The organism is Pseudidiomarina sediminum DSM 21906, assembly GCF_000423165.1.
GTDB classification, from domain to species: Bacteria; Pseudomonadota; Gammaproteobacteria; order Enterobacterales; family Alteromonadaceae; genus Pseudidiomarina; species Pseudidiomarina sediminum.
The window spans coordinates 706,878-728,257 of record NZ_KE383983.1 but is presented as its reverse complement, the minus strand read 5'-3'; the positions used below and the strand labels follow the sequence as shown (position 1 = coordinate 728,257).

Below are 21,380 nucleotides of genomic sequence, written 5' to 3'. Positions count from 1 at the left end.
CTTACTCTTCGTGAACTTCGTATTTGTTATCAAGCGCCGCCATTCGCTTCACGTACACGAAAATAAGAATGACGAAAGTAATGATGGCGCCTTGTTGGGCAAACCAAAAGCCCAGCTTGAAGCCAAAAAAGGTAAACTGATTAAGCCAATCGACAAGGATAATGCCAAAGCCATAGGACACCAGAAACCAGATTGCCAGTAGTTTTAAAACCAATCCGATATTCTCGCGCCAGTAGGCTTTTGCGAGTTCTTCGCTTTTGAAAGCCATAACGCCCTCCAGGTTGTTCTGTTATTTTTGTTGTTTGTACATTAAGCAATCTAGTCGGCTGTTCTCAGACGCGAAATACGACATTGGTCGAACAAGCTTCTGATCCACGCTTGACCTGTCGCAGTCACAATAGGTACTGTTTGACTTCCTGAACACAAGGTTACGCCACCATGACGCTGTTGCTCATTTTTGCCTCACTTTCTTACATCGCTTTACTCTTCGCCGTCGCGCATTGGGGTGATAAAACAGGTTCGTGGGCTAACCGCCTTAGTTACCGGCCAACCGTATACAGCATGTCACTGGCAATCTACTGCACGTCATGGACCTATTATGGTGCTGTCGGTAATGCCGCCCACTTTGGTTGGGCGTTCTTACCTATTCTGTTAGGGCCCTTCTTGCTATTCGTGTTTGGCCTGCCAGTGATTGAAAAATTGGTTTCGGTGAGTAAGCAGCAAAACATCACCTCCATTGCTGACTTTATTGCCAGTCGCTACGGCAAGCGCCAACGGCTGGCCTTATTTGTCACCTTAATCGCGGCACTCGCAACGATTCCGTACATTGCTTTGCAATTGAAAGCTGTGGGGCTCACCTTCGTGGTGCTGACAGAAAACACCACCGCACTGACCGAGCTTTCGATTAACGAGCTCGCGGCGGCGGCAATTATGGCGGTGTTTGCCATGCTGTTTGGTACCCGGCATATTGAAGTGACCGCCTTTCGCAATGGCATGATCTTAGCCATTGCTTTTGAGTCAGCGGTGAAACTTATCGCACTGCTCGCTGCGGGCTGGTTCGCCTGGTCATTGTTCAGTGATGTCTCACCGGTCGGGCTCTGGCAACACATCCAGCAACCGACGCAGCCACAGTGGACATGGCAAGCCTTTACCGAGTTTGATTTTATTGTGCAAACCTTAATGGCCGCTGGGGTCATTTTATGTTTACCGCGCCAGTTTCACGTTACCGTTGTCGACAACGTCAATGTGAATCATCTGCGCACCGCCCGTTGGGGATTTCCGGTTTACTTACTGCTTATAGCCGTAGCAATCGTACCGATCGCGATGACCGGTCAACTCCTCCTTGGCACCGGTGGCGATGCCTCAACCTATGCGCTGCAACTGCCTCTTTTACATGACCAAACGTGGTTAGCGGTGGTGATATTTATCGGAGGATTTTCTGCGGCCACGGCCATGGTCATTATCGCCTCCGTGACCCTAAGTACCATGGTCACCAACGATGTCATCATGCCGCTGATTCTGCAGCGCGGACAGCGCTTTCCCTTTGGCATGCCAGCTGGTCAACAACAATCTGAAGTCCGTTCGTTTCAAAGCCGCTTACTGTTCATCCGCCGTGTGGCGATTGGCGTCATTTTACTGCTGGCTTACCTTTGCTATTACCTTTGGGCCTCACAAACTGGGTTAGTGAGTATTGGCTTACTTGCCTTCTCAGTAGTATTGCAGTTGTTACCGGCCATCATCGGTGGTTTGTATTGGCGTCGCGGTCACGCCCGTGGCGTCTATGTTGGACTTGGCGTTGGCTTAATGGCATGGCTTTTTAGTGTCGCACTACCGCTATACCTTACCACAGAGACCAGTGCCACCAGCATTATCACTAAAGGTACGGTCATTAGCTTAGCGTTAAACCTCATCGCTTACGTGGTGTTTTCACTGATTGCACAGGCGCGCTTGGTCGATAGAATTCAAGCCACGGCTTTTGTGAAGCCTCGCGTCAAGATGCAAGAGTACGCTGTCGGTCGGCATCACCAAGCCACCAATGGCGACATGGTATTGCTGCTGAAAACCTTTGTGGGGCATGAACGCACCACGCAACTCGTGGCCTACTTCAATGATGCGCAACAAGTTCATATTGATGATAGCAACAAAGACGACGTCGCAAGTCGTGCGTTCATTGATTACGTCGAGCGCGCCCTTACCGGCGTGCTGGGTGCCGCCACTGCCCGCTCATTGATTGAAGCGGCCATGCGCGACCGCCGTTTACACCTCGAAGAAGTGGTGCATTTTTTCGACGATACCACCCAAGCACTGCAAACCCAGCAATCGATTTTATTTAGCTCGCTGGAAAACCTTGCTCAAGGCATTAGTGTTATTGACGCTGAATTACGGCTGGTCGCTTGGAACAAACGCTACCTCGATTTGTTTGAATACCCCGAAGGCATGGTTAAACCTGGCCAGCCTATCGCCACACTGATCCGCTATAACGCCGAGCGTGGCGAGTGCGGCTTAGGTGAGATCGATGATCTGGTCAACAAACGTTTGAACTATATGCAAATGGGGTCGCCGCACCGCTTTATTCGTCGTCGCGGAGATGGCCGTGTCATTGAAATGGTTGGCAACCCGCTGCCTAACGGTGGCTTCGTTACTAGTTTTACCGATATTACCGAACACGTTGAAACCGCCCAAGCACTGGAAGAGGCGAACATTAACCTTGAACACCGGATAGACGTGCGCCAACGTAAAATTCGGGAAATCAATAACGAATTGACCGAAGAGATTGACCGTCGTCGTAAGGTCGAAGTCGAACTCAAGCAAGCCAAGCAAGAGGCTGAAGAGGCAAACGCCTCGAAAACGCGCTTCCTTGCCCTTGCCAGTCACGATATTTTGCAACCGCTTAACGCAGCACGGCTGTACCTGTCCGCCATTGATGAAACCACGCTCACTGAGCACAACCAGCAACTCACTTCGCGGTTAGATACCGCCTTAGCCTCTACTGAGCATTTGCTTAGCACCCTGTTACAGATTGCCAAAATGGATCAAGGGGCATTACAGCCAAACTTCCGCCATGTGCAGTTGCATACCATCATTCAACCTTTGCTAAATGAATATAGTGTGTTGGCACAGCAACGCGGCATTAGCATACGGGCATTTTGGCAAGACGCTATCATTTATACTGACCCGACCTACTTACGTCGAATTGTACAAAACTTCCTCTCCAACGCAGTGAAGTACAATCGTGATAATGGCAAGGTCTTACTTGGTGTACGCAAGCGCAGCGGAAATATTCAGATTGCCGTTTGGGACACTGGCCCCGGCATCACCTACCAACAACGTAACCGTATTTTCGATGCTTTTTATCGTGGTAAGAACACGCGGGTTGAAGGTGTTGGACTAGGGTTAAGCGTTGCCAAGCGGATGAGCCAGCAATTGCATTGTGAGTTGACACTCAAAAGCGTCGAAGGTCGCGGCAGTTGCTTCTCAGTGACCGTGCCCACAGGTTCCGCGGCACAAGTTTATGCACCACAACATGAGCCGCAGGTCGGCGTTCCCAACGCTCCACTGACGTTAGTTTGCATTGATGATGACCAAGAGAACCTCAATGCACTACGGGCCTTGCTCGAAAAATGGGGCTGCACGGTCGAAACCTTTACCAGCAGCGCCACAGCGCTACATTATGCAAAGCATCACCCGAAACCTGATGGGGTGTTATTGGATTATCAACTTGGTGACGATGAACATGACGGCCTGAGCTTGATCCAAGCCTTTAGAACACACTGGGGGAAAGAGGTGACAGGCGCCTTAGTCACCGCCATGCGCGATGACCAAGTACGACTGAAAGCAAAACAGCAAGGGTTATTCTTTATTGCCAAGCCGGTCAAACCAGCTCAACTGAAAGCACTGCTGAAACACTTGGAGAAGCTAGCGAAATAGCCTTGCTAGGCTTCGCTTAGCGCACCAAGTGATGTTGCGCCACGCAGCGTCCGTCAACGTAAGCCAACGATGGGCGTTGCAACACTTCACAAGTACCTACCACGCCATGCTTTTGTTGGTAGTCTTGCTGCAACTGGCGGTGTTCGTCAATCAAACTCAATAACGTTTTTTCATCGACGGAGGCTGTCGAGTACGCAATAAAGTACTGCGGACCACCACAAGGACGATGCCCCACTTCTGCCAGACGGCACTGGGCAAAGTCTTCGGCATAAGCCATGCCTACCATCGAGCGAATTTGCTGGTCGAGCTCCGCCACAGTAGCCGCGGTAGCGACCACTTGGGGCTGCGCCTCAGGGGTGTTGCGTGGTGCCATTTCGGCACCACTACAACCGGCAAGTGCTAAGGTCATACTAGCGACTAGCAAGCCTTTCATTTTGCTCTCCTTACTTCTGTTGACGCACACGACGGCGGAACAACACGAACGGTAACGCTAATAAGCCTAACCAGGCACCGAAGCTACCTTCAGTGTCGTCATCGTCGTCACCACCGCTTTCACGCGGGTAAACCGTAATATCAATCGAAGCTTTATCTTCCAACGCGCCGTCCGTAACGGTGAGCTCAAAGCTCAATACCTGTTCAGAGCTTACTTGTGGCGCATTGAATGACGTCGTCTCTTCACCTGGCGCTGATAACTCCACGCTCGGTCCTGCGGTTTGCGTCCATGAGTAGGCTAACACGTCACCGTCTGGATCTCCGCTTGGCGCCGCAGAAAGCGTGACCATTTGACCACTTGGCACCCGTTGCAATGGCGCACTAATACTCGCATTTGGCGGGTTATTCGCAGCCACCTCGATAGCAACTTCAGCTATTGTCGTTGGCTGACCAGCGCCATCGACGCCACGATAGGTAAAGCTATCATCGCCAACAAAACCGCTATCAGGGGTGTATTTCAGCTTCTTACCATCAATCACTTCAGCAGTACCATTACTTGGACCTGAAACGATTTCCAAGGTTAGCTCGCCTTCGCTTGCAATCGAATTCGCTAAGACTGCATTGTACGATTGGTCGCCAGACGTGACCGTTAGCAAACTAAGCAAGTCACGACCTAAATGGCTTAGGTTGTCACTTGGGTCGACCGTAACAGAGGTATCTAAGCCAATACTTAAGTCGATGTCAGGCGCATCCGCAATGGTGTCGACCACCAAATCAAAGGCCATTTCTACTGATGCCCGTTCACCACGCATCAGTTTTGGTTGCAACACTGTGCCAGAGGTTGGGTAGCTACCGTTACTATTAAAGTAGCGCTGCGCGCCAATAACACCAAGTGCATCAGCTCCCGACTCCGCCCCAATGGTCAAGCGACCCGGTGCCTGCGTTGGTAAATCAATGTAGTTGAAGTAGACATTACTCGTGCCCATCTCGAAAATAATTGAGAACGAATAGCGATCACCTGATGTGTCATTCCAGCGACGTACACTCTCAAACTCGACAGCAAGATAGGTCGTGGTTTCTGTTCCAAATGCAGCAAAGTTGATCTGCCCACCACCAGCATTCACGCCCATTTCGAGGTCGGTCCAGAACGGTGCCCAGAACGCATTCGGTGGCGCGTCGCTTGGAATCATCATATTGTTCGCGCTGGTTGCAAATGCGGCAGCATTATCACCGGCACCAATAATACCGTTTGAACTAATAGTAATGGCGTCGTAGCGTGTGCCATCTAAATAGATACCGCCAAGATCGCCAATCTGCAGCGAGAAGATCGCGTCATCACAGCCGTCAGCGCAAACCTCATTGCCTGAGCTACCGATCAGATCGGCGATGGTCAAACCGGCGAACGGACTGGCGGTAACAGGAGCGATCGACGCCACATTGGCTTCATCAGTTTGCTGACCTTCCCAGGTTACTAGTGTACCAGCGCTGTTGACGCCCTTATCTGTCGCAGTCGCACGAACTTCGGTAAAGGTCACGTCATCAGCAACCACTTTGGCACCTGCTGGCACCTGCACTTGCATGGTGACCGGTGCACCAGTACTGCCTAAAGCGCCACGCGCTGACACGCTAAACGGACTATTGAGTGCAACCTCACCACCGGTTTGTGCGATGGTCGCGATCGCAGCGTTATCCGACATTTTAGCGGAAATGGCGACCGGCAAGCGTAACTCAGGATGGCTACCAGAACTCACCAGTACCTCACCAAAATTCCAGCCCTCGTCGGCGAAAGATGAAGCAACCTCAAAGGTTACCGTGACACTTTGCTGGCTCGCTAACGTAAAGGTTGACGTGTCAACGTCAGCGGTTAAACCACTGTCGTCAAACTGCGTGGCGACCGTGAACGAATAATCGTTATCACCAATGTTGGTAAAGGTTCGGGTGAACGTACAAGAGACCACGCAAGCGTTATCAACCAGCGACGGAGTATCGACGACCACATAAGTCTTCGCGGCCTTGTCAACATTCAAACGACCTGCACCACGCTCAAACGGCGTCGATGGCGTAAGCGCATCATCACCACGAACACCAGCGTCCGCTGAAGTCATCAAAATTGATTTCAATTGGTCCGCATTCAAACTTGGACGCTGATCTTTTAACAATGCGGCAGCACCAGCAACATGCGGCGACGCCATTGAGGTCCCCGTCAAGAAGTCAGCACTATCGTCAGGAACTGGCGCCAAAATATAGGTGCCTGGTGCCGCGATATCCGGCTTCAAGAAGGTCGAGTCACCATTCGGCCCACGTGAACTCGAAGCTTCCAACACATCTACATCAGCGGTATCGATGCGGAAGTCCGCAGGTAATAGGCTCACGTCATCAGCGCTGTCCCACCCGTTGGCAATGGCTTCACCCGCGCTTAACGGCAATGACACCGTCGGCAGAGTTTCCTCACCGATACTCATCAGCAACGGCGCTTCGACATTATTGTAAACAATCATCCCGGCAGCACCTGCAGCCTGCACATTGAATGCTTTTTGACTGAAGTTACATTCGCCACGCTGCACAAGAACCACGGCTCCGGTGAAGGTGTTCGGCGCGAACGGCAAACAAGCAAGCTTGTCACCTTCCTCTTCGGCGAGCATCAAATCACCATTAATGGCGGCATTCAAGGTAAAGCCACCGGAAGCAACGCGTGCGGTAACTTCATTCTCACCGAGCACCTTCACAGCAGGGTAATAACCTCGGCCGTACTTCGTATTCGCAACCGTTAAACCGTCTTCGATACAGCCCGGACAACCTACCGTCCGATCGCCTGGGCCATCGTTACCCGCGGCTGTTACGGTTAAAACACCGGCGGCACGGGCTGCGGCAAATGCTGCCGCATATGGGCTATCACTTGGATGACCACCAGGGCCACCACCCCAAGAGTTATTGATAATATCGGCACCATCAGCAACGGCATCTTCAATAGCCGGCAACAATTGCGATGAGGCACCTTCACCACGGCCTTCAGCATTACTAAACAAGGCTTTGTACACCATTAAATAAGCCCCTGGAGCAACCCCGGTCATATTTAACGTCGTACCGCTATTAGTGGTCACTGAACCCGGTAAACCTACTGCTGTTCCTGCAACGTGCGTGCCGTGACCATTGTGATCCGCAGGAGTTTCAGTTTCTTCAGGATGAACCTCACCTACCGGTGGATACCAGCGCGCGACAATAAGTTTGTCATTACAAAAGGTAGGCTCGGTCGTACAGTAATCCGGTTTGGTAGGGCGACTGGTCGCCGGGTAGCCGGTACCATCAAACAATGGGTGATCATGATCGATACCACCATCAATAATCGCGACTTTCACCCCACGTCCAGCTTGTTCTTGACCGCCTAACAGCTGCCATACTGGACCTGCGTTGATGAGCTCGGTCGAAGCCCCGGTACTGGCATAGTACTTCTCATCTTCATAAACGCGTTTAACCCCTGGCACCTGCGCCAATTGCGCACGCAGCATTTGCGTATCTTCACGCTTGCCTTGCAGCTCGACGACCATGCCATTGAAGGTTAACGTCAGTTGATGTTTCACCTCTAGACCACTGACTTGCGCTTTTAACCCTCGCATCACTTGTTCTTGTTTGCTCAGTAGATGCTGTTGGTAGCTTTGAACAGCAGGAGCTGTCGCTTGCAAGCGTGTCGTGCCAGTCGCAACAGGTGCAGTTGGCGTGAAGCCTGCGATACCACCTTTGTAGGTCGCAACGGCCGGAGCCTCAAGCTCAACGATAAAGCGCGTAACATCGTACTTACGGACAAGTTGTAAATCAGCTTGTTGGGCGTTCTTTTCCAGTTGGTGCAAATGCATCGGTTGCGGCGCTGGAACGTCTACGGGATGAAATTGCTGCGCAAGCGCAGGTGTCAAAGTCGAGGCAACAGCCAAGGCAACCACAGCGGGCCGCAAATTTAAGCGAGGGGTCGTCATGATTTCGGTCCTATTTTAATTATTAGCGACGAATAACATCACCCAACTCTAGCAGAAGAAAAAGCATTCAGACAGAGCGTTTGTGTAAAAATTGTTAATTTTTATTTCACTTAACTAACAGGAGCTTCTAACTGCAAACGCTCCGCAAGAAGCACCGCTTGGGTACGGCTATAAACACCGAGCTTGCGGAATATCGCTGTAATATGAGCTTTCACCGTTGCTTCAGTAATGTTGAGTTGATAGGCAATTTGCTTGTTCAGCAAGCCTTCATGCAGGAGGAATAACACACGATATTGTTGCGGCGTGAGGTCGGCAACCTTACGAGCCAACTCTTGGTCTTCATCGCTTACTTGCTCAAGACGATCACGCACCGCTTCGGGGACCCAAGTGTCGCCCTGCAGGATTGCATCTATAGCTTCTGCAATATGCGCGGACGATAGCGATTTAGGAATAAAACCAAGCGCACCAAAACCAATACATTTGGCGACCACGGTGGCATCTTCGGCCCCCGAAATCACCGCAATGGGTAATAAAGGAAAGTCTTCTCGAATACGAATCAGCCCATAAAGATCGCCGCTGCCCGGCATGTGTAGGTCGAGCAGCAGCAAATCAAGCTCATCGTCTTCATTGAGTGCGGCCAACGTTGCTTCTAAATCACCCGCTTCACGTAACGCCAACTCGGGATAGTGATTGGCAAGCGCCCCTTGGAGCGCTTCGCGGAACAACGGGTGATCATCAGCAATAAGAAATTTGGCCATATACGCTTATTTGTTCAGTCGATTCTCTATCAACGAATCTACCACAGTTGGATCGGCAAGCGTAGAGGTATCACCAAGGTTTTCAAATTCATTGGCCGCAATCTTCCGCAAGATGCGACGCATGATCTTGCCTGAACGCGTCTTCGGTAAATCAGGAGCCCAATGAATGAAGTCAGGTGTAGCTATGGGGCTTAGCTCGCTGCGCACCCAATTGCGTACTTCTTTGGTCAGGTCATCCGAAAGCTCTGTCCCCGCCATCGCAATCAAGTAAACGTAGATACCCTGTCCTTTTAAGTCATGTGGATAACCGACCACAGCAGCTTCTGAAATCGCTGGGTGCTCCACCAGAACACTTTCAATTTCTGCGGTGCCTAGGCGGTGACCAGACACATTCAATACGTCATCAACACGACCGGTGATCCAGTAGTAACCGTCTTCGTCACGACGGGCGCCATCACCCGAGAAGTAAAGGTTTTTATAAGCAGAAAAATAAGTCTGTTCAAAGCGTTCATGATCGCCCCACAAGGTACGACTCTGACCCGGCCATGAATCTTTAATCACTAAATTGCCATCGACGGCCCCCTCAAGCTCATTGCCATCAGCATCGACCAACGCAGGTTGCACGCCAAAAAACGGCCGTGTCGCCGACCCCGGCTTCAAGTCTGTTGCTCCTGGCAACGGTGTGATCATGATGCCACCAGTTTCCGTTTGCCACCAAGTGTCAACGATTGGGCAACGGCTATCTCCCATCACTTTGTAATACCATTCCCAAGCTTCAGGGTTGATCGGCTCACCCACCGAGCCCAAGGTACGCAATGATTGACGCGAACTGGTTTCCGCAGCCGCAGTACCTTTCGCCATAAGCGCACGAATAGCCGTTGGCGCGGTGTATAAAATAGTTACGCCATGCTTATCGACCACCTCGCCAATTCGGCCCACACCTGGGTAGGTTGGTAAACCTTCAAACACGAGGGTCGTCGCGCCATTCGCGAGTGGCCCATAAATAATGTAACTGTGACCAGTGATCCAACCCACATCGGCGGCACACCAGTAGACATCATCTTCGTGGTAATCAAACACATATTGGTGCGTCATCGACGCGTACACCAAGTAACCACCGGTGGTGTGTAAGACCCCTTTCGGTTTGCCGGTTGAGCCTGAGGTATACAGAATAAAAAGCGGGTCTTCTGCATTCATCACCTCTGGTTGGCACTCAGCTGGGACATCTTTCACCAGTTGATCCCACCAAACATCGCGGCTGTCATCGAAGTGCACGTTACCGTGCGTGACTTTTGCCACCACCACATGTTCAACAGAAGGACAGCGCTCATCGCGCAAAGCTTCGTCGACATTGGCTTTCAATGCGGTCGTCTTACCACCACGACGGCCTTCGTCGGCAGTGACGATGACTTTCACACCACAGTCATTCACTCGATCGGCAATGGCATTCGGCGAGAACCCACCAAATACGACGGTATGCACCGCACCAATACGGGCACAGGCCAACATTGCATAGGCAGCTTCCGGAACCATTGGCATGTAAATGGCGACCCGATCACCTTTGCCTACGCCCAATTTTTTCAAACCATTGGCAAAGCGCGACACTTCGGTATGCAATTGCCGGTAGCTGATTTCCTCGCTCACCGATGGGTCATCACCTTCCCAAATAATGGCGGTCTTATCGGCACGCTCAGCTAAATGACGGTCAACGCAGTTATAGCACGCATTAAGCGTACCATCTTCAAACCATTTAATTGCCACCGCGCCTGGCGCAAAGCTGGTGTTTTTTACTTTTGTATAAGGACTAAACCAACTGAGACGTTGCCCTTGCTCGCGCCAAAACGCTTCCGGATCAGCGACACTCTGCTGATACATTTCAAGATAAGTTTCATTGTCAATGTGCGCGCGGCTTTTCGCTTCTGCTGGCACTTTATAAACGTTGTTCTGCATACTAACTCCTACACATTGCTCTTTGTTATTCGTTATTCGTTGTTCGTTATTCGTTACCATCTTTGATCTGACCACTTGCGACCATTAGACCATAGTCTAGATTGATTATTTCGCCGAAGCATTCGATGCTTTTTTGTGCAACTACGCACCACGTATTGAACACAACAAGGAGCACCGCAATGTCGCCTAAACAACTAACAAAAACGCTGCTTGCCAGTGCTGTACTGGCGGGCTTACATGCGACACCGGCCCAAGCTGCAGACCCCGAATGGGACTTCAGTGGTTATATTAAACTTGATGCCTTTATGTCGGATTATCAAGATGGCACCGCCCCAAGTAGTGGCTATATCGGCCGTCAATTTTACATTCCAAGTACCACCCCTGTCGGTGGTACCGGTGACGATGTCGTGACCGATTTTCATGCGCGTCAATCGCGCTTTTTCTTCGATGTCCGTCAAGATTTGGACAACGGTGAAACCATTAAAGCACGAATTGAACTCGACTTCATGACCGTGCCTGTTGGTGATGAACGTATTACCAACTCATACGCTCCACGCCTGCGGCAAGCCTACTTCACCTATGGCAACTGGCTGGTCGGTCAAGCATGGTCGAACTTCCAAAACCTCAGTATTTTGCCCGAATCAGTGGATTTCATTGGTGCCACCGACGGCATTATCTTTGCCCGCCAACCACAAGTGCGTTATAGCCAAGGCGGGTTTAGTGTGTCGGTAGAGAATCCTGAAACCACCATCACTCCCTTTGGTGGCGGGGCTCGCATTACTTCTAGCGATGGTGTGGTGCCAGATGTTACCGCCAAATACACCGGAAAAAGTGGCAACTTCTCGTACAGCCTGGCCGGTATTGTGCGACAACTCGCCTTTGACGTAGATAGCGATGGCAACGATGAAACAGCAACAGGCTATGGGGTTTCGCTTGGCGCTAAGTGGCAACTTGGCGAGCATGATATTCGCGCCTCGTATCAAACGGGCTCGGGCTTAGGTCGCTATCTCGGTTTAAACACCTACAATGGAGCGGTTATTGATGCGAACGGCGAGCTGGAAGCCATCGATGCCTCAGGCCTAACCCTTGCCTATCGTCACGTCTGGAGCAGCAAGTTCCGAAGCAACTTCGTTTACAGCCGTGGTTGGGCTGACAATGACGTGGCCTTAACAGGTAACGCCGTCACAGAGTTCACCCAGCGGCTCGGAGCCAACCTGATGTACTCGCCGGCAAGTAACCTCACTTTTGGTGCTGAATTATCGCGCGCAACACGGGAGAATGAGGCCGGCCTAGATGGCGACCTGACCCGCTTGCATTTTATGGCGATGTACACATTTTAAGTGCAAATGCCCGCCTGTGAACAACAGGCGGGCATTGCTTTATCGAACTGAAGCGTCCGCTATCGGGGCCGGTTTGCCGAAGTAAAAACCTTGCATATAATTACAACCTAAATCCGTGACAAAGCTCGCCTGCTCCTCGGTCTCAATCCCTTCGGCCAAAATCGCAAAATCAAGGCTTTGCGCGATACGAATCACGCTCTCGATCAAGACGCGATCACTCTTGTGATGATGAATGCCGGCGATAAAGCTGCGGTCAATTTTCACAATATCAATCGGTAGCACCTTCAGGTAACTCAAGCTCGAAAAGCCGGTGCCAAAATCATCGAGGGCTATCGTAATGCCATGCTGACGTAATTTTTGGAGACGTTCAATTGCGTAGCTGCTGCCTTCAAGCAGAATACTTTCGGTCATTTCGAGTTCAATCCAGCTACCTCGACACCCAGTTTCAGCCAAGGTTTTTAAGACAAAATCAACGAAGTTAGCACGATTAAAGTGGAGTGCCGAAATATTCACCGAAACACGTGGTTGCGCTACCGTTTGTTGTAGGCGAACCGCATCTTCACAGGCTTGGCGAAATACCCACCGGCTGAGCGGAATAATTTGTCCAGTCAGCTCGGCAAGTGGAATAAACTCGGCGGGCGGAATCGCGCTCCCATCCGCTTGTGGCCAACGCAATAAGGCCTCGTATTGCACAACTTCTTGATCATTACAGCGCACGATGGGCTGATAATGCAATTGTAGCCCTTCATTGTCGATGGCTTCTTGCAAGCTACTACGCATACTCGTCGCCGACGACATTTGTTGTGCCATTGAAGGTTTGTACTCTTGCACATAGTTGTAACCCAATTGCTTGGCGCGATGCATCGCCATATCGGCACGTTGGATCAACTCTAATGGCGTCTGCACATCATCGGTTTGATGGGCCACGCCAATACTCGCGGTCAGGTAAACCTTATGCTCAGCCACGCGATAAGGCTGCGCAACAATGGACATAAGATCTTGCGCAAGACTTTCGACCCGCTCTGGGTAATGACTGATCCCGGTCAGCACGAGAATAAATTCGTCACTGGCAAACCGCGCCAGTTCGCTGCGGCGCGGCTGCTCACTTTGCAAGCGCTCGGCGAGTTGATTCAAGATCGCGTCACCGACGTGTAACCCTAAGCTGTCATTGATCAGCGTGAATCCATCAAGATCGATAAACAGCACGGTAACATCTTGGTTGTCATGAAACTGATCACCAATGTATCGCTCAATACTATTGCGATTCCACAATCCTGTCAGCGCGTCGTGGTGTGCTTGATAAAACAACTGTTTGCCCTGCTGGACCAGTGAGACATTTCGCTCTACCACCAGCACCACCAATAGCACGAGACCAATGCCGCCAACGACAATCAACATTTGTAAATTAGCGGTTCTTTGTAAGCTGTCGAGCCGATACAAATAGGCGACGGTTGGAATGCCTTTGCTGTAATAGAGATCAACACCGTTATCGTGCAGCTTAATGGCTTTTTCTTCGAGGTACTTCGCTGTCGGTTCCGTCACCCAAAAGCCAGCCCGATCAAGCCAACGTCCGGTGCTAATATCCGTGTAGGTCTCAATATCGCTATCCACGCCTGTGACCAGCGCGTTCCCTAACAATGCACGCACATCAACCACCGCCAAAAGCGCGGTAAAAGGTTGCGCTTCGGAAGCATTGGTATAAGTTAATGTTACCGGCATATACAGGACTAACTTGGCGGTCAGTCCCGTGGTTGCAAACTCAGGCACAATGATGGCGCTCTCAGGCGAAGCTTGCGTCAATGTTTGGCGCACTTCGCTATCCGCCATAACCCGCTCATAGTAACTAGTTCGCGACGGTTTCAAGCGTTCAAACATAACGTCCTGCTGGGCGTTGACCAGCAACAGAGCGTCCAAATAGTCCACATGCTTTAAGTACGCAGCAATATCGACTTCCATTAAACGCGCTTGGTCGCTTAAAGGGTAATTCTCCCAACGCTCGGTCAAGCGCTGAAACAGTTCAATGAAGCTCTCTCCTAAAGCAGTACGCGTCTCTCGCAACTGATCAATGGAGCGCTCTCCCTCTCGTTTCAACTCGTTCATTTGGTTGTGGAACATACCCACGCCAAAGACCAGCACAACAAGCATGGCTACCGCTGCGAAATTCATCGAATTTGAAGAGAGTGAAGGGAGTGAGCGACGTCCTCGGTAGGAGCTGGCATAACAGGCAACGCCTGCCAGCATACCGGCGATGCTGACAATCAAACTTCCGGATGGATGCTTCGCTAGAAAAGGCGACTGCAAAAATAAGTGCAGCAGGAGTAAAAAAAGCGAGACACATGCAATCCCTAAAGCTACCGCCCCATTCACTTTTAAGAAAGTGCGCTGCCATGTTCTTAGACGGACCGGATAAAACAACAGAATCGCACACTGTCCAAGGACTAATGGCAAAAAGACAAAGTAAACCGATTTAGGGATATAGGCGTGAAAGCTATCAAAATAGCTCCCCGCCAGCCCATCATACACAGCTGCCAGAGCCAACACTGCGAAGAGCATCGAACTGACACGTACCCATGTCTTTTGGGTGGGATAGCAGCGCAGCAACACTGTACCGCCAAGTCCTATCATAAGCACTTGAAAAGATGAGCTAATCGAGTGATACAACAGCTGCTGGGTCGGCTCGAATACGCGATAAAGGAAAATCAACGTACCAGCAAAAAAAAGAGCAATCGATGCAACCAGCTGTAATACCGCTCTAGCCTGTCTATCGGAGTTAATTATTTTCATCGGCTAGTGGTGTCGTTCGCTATCAAGATCCTAAGGTCCATCTAAACACAAATCCTACATGTTAGATACTGCTTTTAGCGTATTCGCAAACCAAGCCAAAGCAGCTTCAACGTGTGGGTGCGACGATGAATCGACCACTTGCGACCTTTGGCATCGACCAGCGTCGCATGGGTCAAGACAGGGTTACGATAAAACTCATTACGAATACTACGCAACGAAGCCCGCGGTGACGTGGTTGCATAATGCGCAAAGCTAGACACTACTTCAGTGCCTCGAAAAAGGACGACCTTGCGAGAAGGGGCTCGGTGGGATGTCATGACGTCGCTCTTGTTATTATCATTGCGTTGCCGCCTCTAAAAGTACATGAGGCATCGCTTTGCCTCGAGTGAATACAGGTTATTTTTATCATTCCTTCTAAAACGGGGGAATATGATAAATGGCAAATATTGCGACAAAATTGTGGCAGCAGAAGTAGGAAAAGAGTCGATGAGCGCAACTAAATTTGCGTTGGAATTCAACAATACGCGTAACAAATGAACTATACTTTGCGGAAATTACTAAACAATTCCACCCCTAGGAATAATACGAATAGACAAGGAACTAAGAAGTATGTTGATCTTAAGTCGAAAAGTTGGTGAGTCGTTGAAGATTGGTGATGACGTAACAGTAACCATTGCAGACATTCGTGGTTCGCAAGTACGTTTGCAAATCGAAGCACCGAAATCAGTAAGTGTCCATCGCGAAGAAGTCTACTACCGCATTCAGCGTGAGCTTGAAGCAGCCGCAACACAAGCAGAAGAGTCTAACTAACGCAGCAATGCTGCGTTAGTCGCGTTTCTGCATCTTACTCCAAATGAGATCATTGATACTGTCTTCACTCGGCTGATAGCCTGTCGGGGCATTCAAAAGCAGTTCACGCAGACGTTCAATTTGAAAATTTTGACAGGCAGAATTGAGCTGCTCAAGCAAGACCGCAACCTGTTCCCAGGACATCGCATGCTCATGGGCTTGGCAAATACGCGGGTGATCGCAATCGACCACGTTTTCCCCGATCAAGAGCTCTTCATATAGCTTCTCACCTGGGCGTAAGCCGCTATAAACAATCTCAATATCACCATCAGGATGAAGCTCAGAGCGAACTTCTAGACCACTCAAATGAATCATTTTACGCGCCATATCGACAATTTTTACTGGCTCGCCCATATCCAACACAAAGACCGCGCCAGAATCACCCATGGTGCCGGCTTGAATAACAAGCTGCGCCGCTTCAGGAATTGTCATGAAATAACGCGTGATCTCAGGGTGGGTCACCGTAACTGGGCCGCCCTGTTCAATCTGCTGTTTGAACAATGGGACGACGGAACCCGACGAGCCCAACACGTTGCCAAACCGCACCATGCAAAAGCGCGTTGTATTGCCGTTCCGTTGCGCAATGCCTTGCAACACTAGCTCAGCAATCCGCTTGGTCGTGCCCATAACGTTGGTTGGACGCACCGCCTTATCGGTCGAAATGAGAACAAAAAGCTCGACGTTTGCGGCAATGGCGGCTTCCGCCGTATGCCAAGTGCCGAACACATTGTTCCGCACCCCTTCAACCATGTTGTATTCCACCAAGGGGACATGTTTGTATGCGGCCGCATGATAAACCGTTTGAACATTGAAGGCTTTCATAACCGCTTCGATACGATTACGGCGCTGCACCGTTCCGATAATTGGGTAAATCTCAATAGGACCAAGTTTTAACCGCGTTAAGGTTTCGCTGAGCTCACGTTCAATGGCATATAAACCGAATTCAGAAATTTCATAAAGCACGAGAGCTTTCGGTCGCTGCAAAAGGATCTGGCGACACAACTCAGAGCCAATCGAGCCCCCAGCTCCGGTGACCAACACCACCTTATCCCGAATATGCTGTTGCATCAGAGCTGGGTCTGGATCGACCGGATCACGGCCAAGCAGGTCTTCAATGCGAACGTCTTGCAATTGGTCAATGGCCATTTCACCATTCACCATATCGGCCATTCCGGGAACCGTAAGCACGCGTACATTAAGGTTTTCGAGGGACTCTAAAATTTGTTTACGAACCGCTCGTGAAGCACTCGGCAGTGCTAACAACACGCGTTCGACATTATGTTCTGCAACAGTTTGCTTTACTTGGCTTGGATCAATGACTGGAATACCCAACAACATCGCTCGTTGTAGGGTCGTATCGTCATCGACAAAAGCAACCGGAGCGAACTCCTCACCGTTATTTAGCGCTTGTGCCAATTGGCGTCCCGCTGAGCCAGCGCCATAAATCATTACGGCAATTTTTTTGCGGCTGACTAAGCGATGATACAGTTCTCGCATTAGAAAGCGGCAACCGCCGATAAGTAACAGCGCCGTTAAACCAAAATTGACGATGCCGGTGGCTGGAAGATAAACATCGAAACTCGATACTAACGCCCACAGCAGTAGGGTCGACAAAATCACCCCAGTCAATACCACCATAAACGCACGTACCGAAACATAACGCACCACCGCACGATATAAGCCTAACTTTACAAAGACAGCGATGGAGCCAACCAATAACCAGATGTAGACCGAAAACCAGGTACTCATCTCTACTGTTCCCACCTGTGATCGGCTCAACAGGAGCGCAAGCGTCAAGGCAAAACCAAGCGCCACAATATCAATAATGACACTGATCGCACGTTTCGCGGAACGAGGCAATTGCAAAAGAGATGTTAATAATTTCACACTGGTTTTACACCTTAGCAACAAGTGGTCTTATGTCTCGGTAAGGACACGCGAGTATAACCACGATACTACCATCAAACAAGTAAAGACGGGTGGCTTTGCCGCATCAAAATTGCGTTAAGACGGACGATTTTCACGACCAGTTTATTTGGCAAAAATCGGATTGATACGTTATATTTTTGTATCGTACATGTATTCTCCATGTCGTCACTGAGGGTGAAATCCTCACCTAATAAGCACAGGAAGTGTGCTCTGTCGCTGCGACAATCCATGTCGCAGCGACAACTTCATTCAGGGAACCTGCTTATGACACGCGTTCAGCCTCAGGTAAAGCACCACGGCGCACATCATCACGTGACAGGCTCCTGCCATGAGCTTTACCTTACCCCACAACACTCCGTACTCATTGATTGTGGATTATTTCAAGGCGCAGAAACGTCTGGAGCAACGCCCACGGACGCCAGTCAACAGATTGATTTTTCACTTGATGCGGTGCAAGCCTTGGTGGTCACCCATACCCATATTGACCATGTCGGGCGCATTCCCTACTTGCTAATGGCAGGTTTTCAGCAGCCGATTTACTGCACCAAAGCAACTGCAATTCTTTTGCCTTTGGTCATTGAAGACGCGCTCAAAATTGGCCTCACCCGAAATAAAGCACTCATTGCGCAAGTACTCGAACGACTGCAAAGCTTACTTCGCCCAATCGCTTACGACACTTGGATTCCGCTCTACCAGAGCACCACTAAGACTGTCGCGGTACAGCTAAGATTTCGACAAGCTGGGCATATTCTTGGCTCCGCTTACGCCGAGTTTGAGTGGCACCACGACAGCAGCAGTGCGGAGCAGCTTTTGCCTGATGGTTATCGCGTCGTTTTTTCAGGCGATCTCGGCTGCCGAAATACACCTTTACTGCCTGACCCCACGCCACTGGAACGCGCCAACCTGCTCTTTATTGAAAGTACTTACGGTGACCGTTTACATGAATCTCGTGCATCGCGGATGCAACGCCTACAGAGTATCGTTGAACGCTGTGTCGCTGATGGCGGTGCGGTGCTCATTCCTGCATTTAGCATGGGCCGCACCCAAGAACTGTTGTATGAAATCGAAGCGATCATCAATGACAACCAAGGCTTTTGGCCGCGCATCACGGTTATTCTCGACTCGCCGATGGCAGCCGCTCTGACTGAGCACTACCAACAACTTACCGAACTCTGGGACGAGGAAGCAAAATTACGTATAGAGGAAGGCCGTAAACCTCTCGATTTCAGTCGGTTACATGTCGTCAATACGCACAGTGAGCATGAGCATATCATCAACTTTTTGAGCAGCACCGGCGAGCCTTGTATTGTGATTGCTGCCAGCGGTATGTGTACTGGTGGCCGCATGGTCAATTACCTGCGCGCCCTACTTCCTGATCCACGCACCGATGTTCTCTTTGTCGGGTATCAAGCACAAGGCACTCCGGGCCGAGATATTCAACGTTACGGCCCAAAACAAGGCTATGTCGAGCTTGAGGGTGAGCGTATTCCCATTCGCGCTGGCGTGCACACGCTTGGAGGCTATTCCACCCATGCCGACCAAGCAGAATTGACCGACTTCATTGAGCAAACAACCGCAGGGAGCGTTGATGAGGTGCGCTTGATCCACGGCGAAGCAGAGGCCCAACAAGCGTTCACCCAACACTTGCTACAACGTGGCGTGCACATCGTCGAAACCGAATAGCTGTTGCCAAGTGCACGGCTCTTGGCTACCTTTACAGTTACCTAAGCCACGGTTTTAGCCATGAATTTTCATTACAGTCGTCGACGTAAAGCACTATTTGCAGGCTTTTCTCTCATTTTCCTCACTGCCGCTTTTAGTGGCATCGAGAAAATTCATGATCTCTACGCAGCAGAACAACAAGCCGAACGCAAAGCCATTTTAGACCAACGCTTGGCCCTCGTGCGCAGCACCATTGAAGCCTTAATCTACCGTGAAACCTATATTGCCGATAGCTTAGCGACGGTTTTAAGTGTCAGCCCACAGGAGACAACTGATAATTGGCCAGCCATTGCTAAGCGACTCTTCCACAAATCACGCATTGCGCGAAATATTGGCGTCGCCCCGGACAACATCATTCAGTACACCTATCCAACTACTAATAATCAAAGCTCCATTGGTTTTGACTTTCGCACCAGCCCCGAGCAGATGGTGACCGTACAGCGCGCGATGGAACTACAAGATGTGTACCTAACGAACCCGGTCTCCTTGGTACAAGGCGGGCGCGGCATAATCGCCCGTTTTCCTATTTTTACTGACGCCCCACACAATACTCAGTATTGGGGAACCGTAAGCGTGGTGATGGACTACGAAAAGTTTTTACAGGAAATTGGTATCGATCAATTCACTGACGCCAGTATCGCCCTCAGTGGGCAAGCTGATGAAGTGTCGCGACAACCCGTCTTTTATGGCTCACCTCAAACGTTTGCTGAGGCCGATGCCATTTTGCCAATCAGCATTCCCAATGGCACTTGGCGAATCGCTGCGAACTATCACCTGGCAAGCTGGCAACAACCTTTCCTGAGTCAACATGCGGTGCGTTTAGTCGGCTGGTTAGTTGCGCTAGCTGTGTTGTTATCGACGCTCATGGCTTGGCGTGCATTGCTTCTGTCACGCTCTATTGCCCGACAAGATGAGCTGACAGGGTTGCCGAATCGACGCTACTTAATGGAACAGCTCAACAGCATCGTCAAGCAACGGAAAACGCGTTCGTTTAGCTTGCTGAACATCGACCTTAACGGTTTCAAAGCGGTGAACGATACTTATGGCCACTTGGCTGGCGATCAGTTGCTACGGTTGGTGGCCAACGGACTTTATAACAACGTTCGCAGCTATGATGAGGTCGTACGTATCGGTGGCGATGAGTTTGTTGTAATACTCCATCGCCTCACCGATCCGCAGCGGATTGAACGGAAAATAGAAAAACTAAGAGCGACGATTGAGCACAGCAGTATCCAATGGCATGGCGATGCCATCTCGCCGTCACTGAGTTTCGGCTATGCTATTTACGATGGCACACCGATAAGCGTGGCAGAGTTGCTCTCGGAAGCTGACAGAAACATGTATCGCGACAAACGCTCAAAGCGTCTCTAGCACACCTTAAGCTTCAATTTCGGCGCGCGCAGGTTGCTTTTGCATCACCGTCATCAAGATCAGCGGCACAACGATCAAGGCGGCGCCAATATAGAAACGCAATTCGGGCTGTTCGGCAAATACGATCATGCCCACCACCACGGCGCCGATAAGCCCGGTATACTCGGCACTTGAAACGATGTTGCTTTGTGCCGCACGGTAGGCAAACACACAGGTCGCAGCGTAAATAAGAATAAAAATACTTGAGCCAAACGCTAGCAACGCCATGTCCCATGACCAGGCTGAGCCTTCAATAAGGGTACCAGCAATGCCCACAGGCAATGCCAACAGGTTAGTGAAATATAAGGTTT

13 protein-coding genes are annotated in these 21,380 nt (G+C 50.5%); 5 read left to right on the top strand and 8 right to left on the bottom strand.

From position 1 onward, the window contains the following. Position 1: 1 nt before the first annotated feature. The gene (locus G535_RS0108675) at positions 2 to 268 is read right to left on the bottom strand and encodes a DUF4212 domain-containing protein (protein ID WP_026861709.1); all 267 of its coding nucleotides are present in this window, start codon (positions 266 to 268) and stop codon (positions 2 to 4) included. Positions 269 to 438: 170 nt separating this feature from the next. Between G535_RS0108675 and G535_RS0108670 the strand changes: the two genes are divergently transcribed. After that, positions 439 to 3,927, top strand: a complete 3,489-nt coding sequence (locus G535_RS0108670; protein ID WP_026861708.1) for a hybrid sensor histidine kinase/response regulator — start codon at positions 439 to 441, stop codon at positions 3,925 to 3,927. A gap of 16 nt (positions 3,928 to 3,943) precedes the next feature. Here the strand turns inward: G535_RS0108670 and G535_RS0108665 are convergent, their stop codons facing one another. The 4 genes from G535_RS0108665 to acs form a co-directional block, all read right to left on the bottom strand. Beyond that, complete coding sequence (locus G535_RS0108665; protein ID WP_026861707.1) at positions 3,944 to 4,360, bottom strand: hypothetical protein; 417 nt, start codon at positions 4,358 to 4,360, stop codon at positions 3,944 to 3,946. 10 nt (positions 4,361 to 4,370) lie between these two features. Beyond that, on the bottom strand, positions 4,371 to 8,327 hold the full coding sequence (locus tag G535_RS14360; protein WP_026861706.1) for a S8 family serine peptidase: 3,957 nt from the start codon (positions 8,325 to 8,327) through the stop codon (positions 4,371 to 4,373). Positions 8,328 to 8,437: 110 nt separating this feature from the next. Next, positions 8,438 to 9,085, bottom strand: coding sequence for a response regulator (locus G535_RS0108655; protein ID WP_026861705.1), 648 nt, complete (start codon positions 9,083 to 9,085; stop codon positions 8,438 to 8,440). A 6-nt stretch (positions 9,086 to 9,091) separates the two neighbouring features. After that, a complete protein-coding gene (acs, locus tag G535_RS0108650) occupies positions 9,092 to 11,035 on the bottom strand; it encodes an acetate--CoA ligase (protein ID WP_026861704.1) in 1,944 nt (647 codons plus the stop codon). Between the two features lie 179 nt (positions 11,036 to 11,214). Between acs and G535_RS0108645 the strand changes: the two genes are divergently transcribed. Further along, entirely contained in the window at positions 11,215 to 12,375 is a 1,161-nt protein-coding gene (locus tag G535_RS0108645; protein ID WP_026861703.1) for a DcaP family trimeric outer membrane transporter, read from the top strand. A gap of 39 nt (positions 12,376 to 12,414) precedes the next feature. On the opposite strand, the gene G535_RS13905 is transcribed toward G535_RS0108645, so the two are convergent. Both G535_RS13905 and G535_RS0108635 read right to left on the bottom strand, forming a co-directional pair. Beyond that, a complete protein-coding gene (locus G535_RS13905; RefSeq protein ID WP_220095206.1) occupies positions 12,415 to 14,928 on the bottom strand; it encodes a putative bifunctional diguanylate cyclase/phosphodiesterase in 2,514 nt (837 codons plus the stop codon). Positions 14,929 to 15,233: 305 nt separating this feature from the next. After that, the gene (locus tag G535_RS0108635; protein WP_026861702.1) at positions 15,234 to 15,419 is read right to left on the bottom strand and encodes a hypothetical protein; all 186 of its coding nucleotides are present in this window, start codon (positions 15,417 to 15,419) and stop codon (positions 15,234 to 15,236) included. Positions 15,420 to 15,768: 349 nt separating this feature from the next. Between G535_RS0108635 and csrA the strand changes: the two genes are divergently transcribed. Then, on the top strand, positions 15,769 to 15,969 hold the full coding sequence (csrA, locus tag G535_RS0108630; protein WP_026861701.1) for a carbon storage regulator CsrA: 201 nt from the start codon (positions 15,769 to 15,771) through the stop codon (positions 15,967 to 15,969). A gap of 15 nt (positions 15,970 to 15,984) precedes the next feature. On the opposite strand, the gene G535_RS0108625 is transcribed toward csrA, so the two are convergent. Next, positions 15,985 to 17,895 carry a polysaccharide biosynthesis protein gene (locus G535_RS0108625; RefSeq protein ID WP_241970446.1) on the bottom strand — a complete coding sequence of 637 codons (1,911 nt, stop codon included), beginning with the start codon at positions 17,893 to 17,895 and terminating at the stop codon, positions 15,985 to 15,987. A 306-nt stretch (positions 17,896 to 18,201) separates the two neighbouring features. Between G535_RS0108625 and G535_RS0108620 the strand changes: the two genes are divergently transcribed. Beyond that, complete coding sequence (locus G535_RS0108620; protein ID WP_026861699.1) at positions 18,202 to 19,620, top strand: MBL fold metallo-hydrolase RNA specificity domain-containing protein; 1,419 nt, start codon at positions 18,202 to 18,204, stop codon at positions 19,618 to 19,620. A gap of 60 nt (positions 19,621 to 19,680) precedes the next feature. Continuing rightward, positions 19,681 to 21,030 carry a diguanylate cyclase domain-containing protein gene (locus tag G535_RS13300; protein WP_051207086.1) on the top strand — a complete coding sequence of 450 codons (1,350 nt, stop codon included), beginning with the start codon at positions 19,681 to 19,683 and terminating at the stop codon, positions 21,028 to 21,030. Positions 21,031 to 21,380: the final 350 nt, after the last annotated feature.